Origin of the sequence: Clostridium sp. UBA1056, from assembly GCA_002316385.1 — a bacterium.
Classification (GTDB): Bacteria; Bacillota; Clostridia; order Clostridiales; family Clostridiaceae; genus Clostridium_J.
On the sequence record DCDL01000014.1, the window covers coordinates 54,041 to 60,421 of the forward strand.

The window sequence follows — 6,381 nt, forward strand, 5'->3', positions numbered from 1 at the left end:
ATTTATTTTCAGATGCCTAAAACTAAAAAAATGCTAGGTAAAGTATAAATCATATGAGATAATAGGGGAGCATTATAAGATAAACTTTAGGAGGATATAATAATGGAAGGATTTTTTAACTCAATAAATAAAATCTTTGAGTTTATAGTACCAATAGCAGATTTTTTATGGGATTTTCCAACCAATTTTCAATGGTATTCTAACATTCCAATTGTAGGGAATTTCTCATTAGCTATATTAATTTTAGTAGGAGCAGGATTATATTTCACATTCAAGATGGGATTTGTTCAGTGTACTAAGTTTAAGAAAGGTCTTAAAATACTTGTAGATAAGAAATCTCGTGAGACAGGAATTACCCCACTAGCTTCATTTCTATTAAGTTCAGCTATGAGAATAGGACCAGGTAATATAGTAGGTGTTACTGGAGCTATCAGTGTGGGGGGGCCAGGAGCTATATTTTGGATGTGGGTATCCGCATTCTTTGGAATGGCTACAGCCTTTGTTGAAGCAGTTCTAGCACAAATATTTAAAGAGAAGAAAAATGATGAGTTTGTAGGTGGCTTACCTTTCTATGGAATGAAAATTTTAGGGAATAAAAGAAGCATAGGAGTAATGCTAGCAATCTTATTCATAGTATATTCAATGTTTTGTATACCAGCTCAAACCTTTAATATTGTAACCAGTTTAGGTTCTATAGTAGAAACAATGACTGGACAAGTGTATGAAAGACAATCTTTATTATATTATGTAATTGTAATACTATTAATAGTTTCAGTTGTTGTTACTGTATTTAAAGGAATAAAAGGAGTTACTAAAGTTACAGATAAAATGGTTCCTGTAATGGCCCTTATCTATGTAGGAATAACCTTAGTGATAATATTATTTAATTTAGATAAAGTTCCACTATTCTTTAAAGCTGTATTTGCAGGGGCCTTTAAGCCACAAGCTGTTTTTGGAGGTGCTTTTGGTGTAGCACTTGCACAAGGAATAAAGAGAGGTCTTATGTCAAATGAAGCTGGACAAGGAACTATAACTATGGCTGCAGCTACAGCAGACAATGATCATCCAGTAGAGCAAGGATTAGTACAAGCTTTAGGTGTATTCTTAGATACTATGGTAATAGCTACAATGACAGGAATTGTAGTAGTTATGGCAAGCCTGTGGGCAGCTGATTCAGGAGTAGCTTGGGAGAGTATAAAGGGTTCTAAGCTAACAGTTTACTTAACCTCTGTACAATATTTAATTCCAGGTACAGCCTTTGATTCTATTGCAACTATTGTAATATCTTTATGTTATGGGTTATTTGCATTTACAACTTTACTTGGAATGATTCTTTTTGCCGAGATATCAGGAAACTTTATATCAAGAAGTAAGAAATGTATTAATACCATAAGAGGACTAGGTGCTTTAGTATTTGTACCTTTTGGTTGCTTGACAGTACTAGCAGGATTAGAACTTGGTAATCTATGGTATATATCTGACTTAGTAAATATACTAGTGGTGTATGCTAACGTACCTATATTATTATTAGGCTGTAAGATTGTATTTAAAGCCTTAGATAATTACAATAGTACTAATGGAGCAAAGTTTAATTCTTTAGATATAGGAATCGAAACTTCATGCTGGAATGAAAATTCAACTGAGAAGAGTGAGAAAAAGAGACAAGCATCTATATAAACAGAGTTCTTTGCTTCAGGGGGGTTACTCCCACTGAAGCTTAGAAATCGTTATCCAGGGACGTATCCGCTCTTTACTCCCGCTTTGAAGAAGAGGGGAGTATTAGAGCGGGTAGTCATCGGATAAACAGAGTTCTTTTAATAGCATATATTCAGAATATTATAGGCGTGATATAATAAACGTATAAAGAAAAAATGGAGGAAGTAACTGTGAGATATCTTAATATTAAAAAAGGATATACCCCAATAAGCAGCAGTTCTATGGTTAAAACTGCAATATTATCAAACAAGGGGTTACTATGTCTTTTTTTAAGATGATTTTGCAGGAATGATGATCCTTCAACTTCAAAAGTAACTCCAAGACTTTATTATAAAGATTAAATTCTTCATAATAAGGTCTTTTATAATGCTCTTAAACAGAGTTCTTAGCTTCTTCGAAGCTTTACTAACGAATTCTTAGTATCAGTATTTTTNNGTGCGAATCGCTTTCACAGAGTGCGAAGGGAGTATTAGAGCTGGTAGTCATCGGAAAAATTAATTATTAGGGGGATTTACAATGAATAGCTCAAAAGAAATTTTAAATATAAATGAAAATATTAAGTCAGAGGGAAATCAGGTTTCAATAAGATTAAAGAGAAATATAAAAATTGATTATATATACAAATTTTTATCTTCCATAGATATAAGTTCTGCCGTCTGGGTATTATACTTAGCTCATAAAGGCATGTCTCTAGTTGAGATAGGACTTTTAGAGTCAATCCATCACATAACTAGCTTAGTATGTGAAATTCCTACAGGAGCCTTAGCTGATATTATGGGAAGAAAAAATACCATAATTATTGGAAGAGTTATGTCTGCAATTGGAGCTATCTTAATGCTGTTTTGTAATAGCTTTATAGGTTTTGCCATTGCCTTTGTTATATCAGCCATGTCTTATAACTTAAATTCAGGTTCCGAAGAAGCCTTGGTATATGACTCTTTAAAGGTTATAGGAGAAGAAGAAAAATATCTGAAGATAAATGGGAATTTAAATTTCATTATTGAAGTAGCACAAGGGATAGCAGTATTAGTTGGAGGTATCTTATCAGATTATTCCTTTGTATATAGTTATGTATTATCATCTATAATAAGCATCTGTGCACTGGGAATATCCTTTGGATTTAAGGAGCCAGAAATTCATGAAGAAGCAAAAGAAAGAGTTACCATAGTGGGACACTTTAAAAGCTGCTTTGAAGTCATGAGGGATAATAAAAAAATTATCATTATAATGATGTTCTTTGAATTAATATTTATGACAGGGACAACTACTCATTTTTATAGCCAACAATATTTTAGTGAAATGGGCTATTCTAGAAGCTTAATAGCCATAATCTATGTAGTAGCAAGTATAGGTTGTGCCATGGGAGCTAAATTAGCTTATAAGGTAGAGAAGTTATTAAAAAAGGCCATGCTTTACATAGTTCCAATGGTAGGGGGAGTGTGGCTTATAGTCCTTAGCAATAGTAAGGGTATAATTTCTGTTATAGGATTTATTATGTTTTCCATGAGCATAAATATTTTATATCCAGTTAGCTCTAATTATATAAATAAGCTTATTCCATCAGCTCAAAGAGCAACCTTAATATCTGTTCAAAGTATATGCTTTAGTATATTTATGATCATGATATTCCCACTACTAGGCTTTATAGGACAATTTAGTTCATTAAATATATCCTTTATTGTGCTAGCAATAATTCTGTTCTGTATAAGTATTGGGTCTATGAAGTTTTTTAATAGAAGTAAATAGTAAAGGGGCTATTGTAAAATATTTTGCAATAGCCCTTTGTTATTTCTCAGCTTACTTACTTCCGTATAGATTCAAATATTTTTTATAATTAGAGTCTACTACAATAACATAATTTGCTGTTTCTTTATATGGTATGGTATGCAATGTGACTCCATCATTAGAATAATCGCTATCCTGCAACCACTCACTAGTAATATTCATTCCTGCATTATATGCTGCAACTACAGTGTTCTGCTCAGAAAAACTTTTCTGAAGAACGGAAATAAAAAACACACCATATCTAATATTAGTATCTGCATCAAACAAATCATCAAAGGTGGTAGAACTTTCCCCTAGCTGAGGTTTTAGCCAGTTAAAAGTATCTTCTGTCATCTGCATTAAGCCTCTTGCTTTAGCTGAAGACACGGCTTCATTATTAAAATTACTTTCCTGTTTTATCATAGCATATACCAAATATTTATCTACATTATAATCCTTACAGTATTTATCAATAGAATTTTTATATTTTATCTCAAATGTTCCTTGTTCGTGGGAAGTGCCATTGTTTAAAAAACATATAATTATTGTACTAAAAATAATGACAATTAAAATAAGTAAAAAATTTTTAGTATTGAATATTGTTTTTTTCAAAAGAATCCCTCCTTAAAATTTATATTTTATATTGGATGTAATAGCTTTAACGTTTTTAGTTTTTAAAAATTCTTTTGTAAACTTTACTACAACTAATTACTTAAATATAATTATAGATTAAAACACTTAAGAAATTTATTACAAATTTCTTAAGTGCTTTATTGTTTACATAATATATACTAATAGTTCAAAGTTTATTGATTTTCTTGAGCTAATACTTTAACTATTACCTCATTAAAGCCACAATTTAAGAAAATATTCTTGAGGAGCTGAATAGTATCCACTGTAACCTTATCAAGAAATCCGTCCTTTATTACTTTTTCCTCAGTTTTAGATTTCTCCGTTACAATTTCATTAAGCATATCATCTATAGATAGCTTATTAAATATGGAGGTTTTTTCATCAAAAATAAAGACTTCATTTTCATTTACATTATGAGTAAGTATAGAACAAGGCGGAATAGTTATAGTAAGTATATTTTTATCTATAGAAAAAGTAGCGGTACTTAAATCTAAGCCAGCAGTAATGTAGCCATTATATTTAACTACAAAGGATTTTTCAGTAAAAGGAATGGTAATATCATTAAAGCTTAAGCTATTCTTTGTAGATATTACATTAGAGTAATCATAACGAGAGGTAGCCAATTCAGAGATAGATATAAGTTTTTCAGACACAAAATCACTCTTTTTCTCAAGCTTATTTTTAGTAGTTAAGGAATTTATAAATAAGAAAACAATAATTATAGCCACTATAAAGATAATAATTTTAAGCTTTTTAAAAAAGGAAAAAAGCTTCTTTAACTTTAAATTCTTCAGAATAATCACCCCGCAAAATTATCTTTTTAATGTTTATGCTATGGAAGTGGGGATTATGAATTTTAGATTTTCATAGTAAAAATTTTTGAGATATACAAATTAAATTTAGATTAAGTATTTAAATGGCAATTTACATAGGGTATTTTACCACATGTAATGGAATATATTGATTATTATTACATTTTTATGTATATTAGTATTAAGTTTGAATGTCGGTGTTTTAGAGGGGGAGATTAAGTATGCAAGTTAAGGGTAGAAAAAGTTTAGAAAAATCTATTATGTTAGGAGCCTTTGGATTTAGTATTATGACGTTCATGTTACCTGTCTATGGAAAGATGATTGGAGGGAGCGCATTTGCCATCGGAGGATTATTTTCTATGTTTAGTATTGTAACCTTAGTATTAAGGCCAATTATAGGAATGGCCATAGATAAATATGGACGAAAATATTTCTTTGTTGCATCCTTTATATTTTATTCACTATCCATGCTAATATTTTCTAGTGCATCAAGTGTTGGTCATTTATATATAAGCAGATTTATTCAGGCAATAGGATCATCCTTAATGTGGATTTCTGCTTATTCTATAGCCACAGATATTTCAGAAGACACTAAGATGGGTAATGCACTCGGAAGTATAGATGGAGCTAGCTCTAAAGGATCACTATATGGCTCAATTATTGCATTTGCTTTATTCTCAATTTGTACCTTTGATATGGGAATAAAGTTTTTATTTAGGGGCTATGCAGTATTAGCATTAATAGCAGCATATATAGCATTCAAAGGAATATCTGAAACAAAAGTAAAAACAATTAATACTGATAGGAAATTAAAGAAAAAGTATAGTCGTAATTTCTATATGTTGATGATAATAGTTTTCGCAACTGCTTTTTCAGCTTCTATGATAAATCCACTATTGATGGTTTATCTTCAAGATAAATTCACTAATGATATTGGAGTTATAGCTATGGCTTTTATTCCAGCTGCTCTTATTTATGCCTACTTACCAGCAAAATTTGGTAGTATGAGTGATAAGTATGGCAGAATTTCTTTGATGGTCATTGGACTTATTTGCTCAGGGATAGTGTCAATCTGCTTAGGCAATGTCATTAGTATTAATATGTTAATTTTTCTATGGTCAATAGAGGCTATAGGGGGCGTTATGTCTTCACCAGCAGAGGAAGCCTTGGTGGCAGAGCTGAGTGAAGATGAGTCTAGAGGCTCAGGATATGGTATATATATGTTTGTTGGAAGTTTAGGAGCAATAGTTGGACCATTACTTGGAGGATGGGTGTATGATAACTTTAGTCATTCAATGCCATTTTACATCAACGGAGGCATATTGTTGCTGAATGCCATATTAGCTTTATTTATATTTAGAGGTTATAGCAAAAAAATATATAAAGATGAAACTATTAATGAGGAGCTTTAGCTCTTATTTAGGCATGTGAAAATAGATAATAAGTCAAAGATGGG

The 6,381-nt window shown here is 31.0% G+C and carries 5 protein-coding genes; 3 read left to right on the forward strand and 2 right to left on the reverse strand.

Annotated elements, in window-relative coordinates; genetic code table 11:
* The first annotated feature begins 102 nt into the window (after window positions 1-102).
* Both B3W71_RS04420 and B3W71_RS04425 read left to right on the forward strand, forming a co-directional pair.
* Window positions 103-1,677 (forward strand): amino acid carrier protein, encoded by a 1,575-nt coding sequence (locus B3W71_RS04420; RefSeq protein WP_346887732.1) that lies wholly within the window; start codon window positions 103-105, stop codon window positions 1,675-1,677.
* A 555-nt stretch (window positions 1,678-2,232) separates the two neighbouring features.
* The gene (locus B3W71_RS04425; RefSeq protein ID WP_346887733.1) at window positions 2,233-3,462 is read left to right on the forward strand and encodes an MFS transporter; all 1,230 of its coding nucleotides are present in this window, start codon (window positions 2,233-2,235) and stop codon (window positions 3,460-3,462) included.
* 51 nt (window positions 3,463-3,513) lie between these two features.
* Here the strand turns inward: B3W71_RS04425 and B3W71_RS04430 are convergent, their stop codons facing one another.
* Window positions 3,514-4,092 (reverse strand): lytic transglycosylase domain-containing protein, encoded by a 579-nt coding sequence (locus tag B3W71_RS04430; protein WP_346887734.1) that lies wholly within the window; start codon window positions 4,090-4,092, stop codon window positions 3,514-3,516.
* Between the two features lie 194 nt (window positions 4,093-4,286).
* Complete coding sequence (locus B3W71_RS04435; RefSeq protein ID WP_346887735.1) at window positions 4,287-4,766, reverse strand: DUF4230 domain-containing protein; 480 nt, start codon at window positions 4,764-4,766, stop codon at window positions 4,287-4,289.
* Between the two features lie 380 nt (window positions 4,767-5,146).
* On the opposite strand from B3W71_RS04435, the gene B3W71_RS04440 reads away from it, so the two are divergent.
* Entirely contained in the window at window positions 5,147-6,337 is a 1,191-nt protein-coding gene (locus B3W71_RS04440) for an MFS transporter (RefSeq protein ID WP_346887736.1), read from the forward strand.
* Window positions 6,338-6,381: the final 44 nt, after the last annotated feature.

Excerpts from the sequence above, each read along its gene's own strand:
- B3W71_RS04420 (WP_346887732.1), top strand. The coding sequence starts at position 103 with ATGGAAGGATTTTTTAACTCAATAAATAAAATCTTTGAGTTTATAGTA.
- B3W71_RS04425 (WP_346887733.1), top strand. The coding sequence starts at position 2,233 with ATGAATAGCTCAAAAGAAATTTTAAATATAAATGAAAATATTAAGTCA.
- B3W71_RS04440 (WP_346887736.1), top strand. The coding sequence starts at position 5,147 with ATGCAAGTTAAGGGTAGAAAAAGTTTAGAAAAATCTATTATGTTAGGA.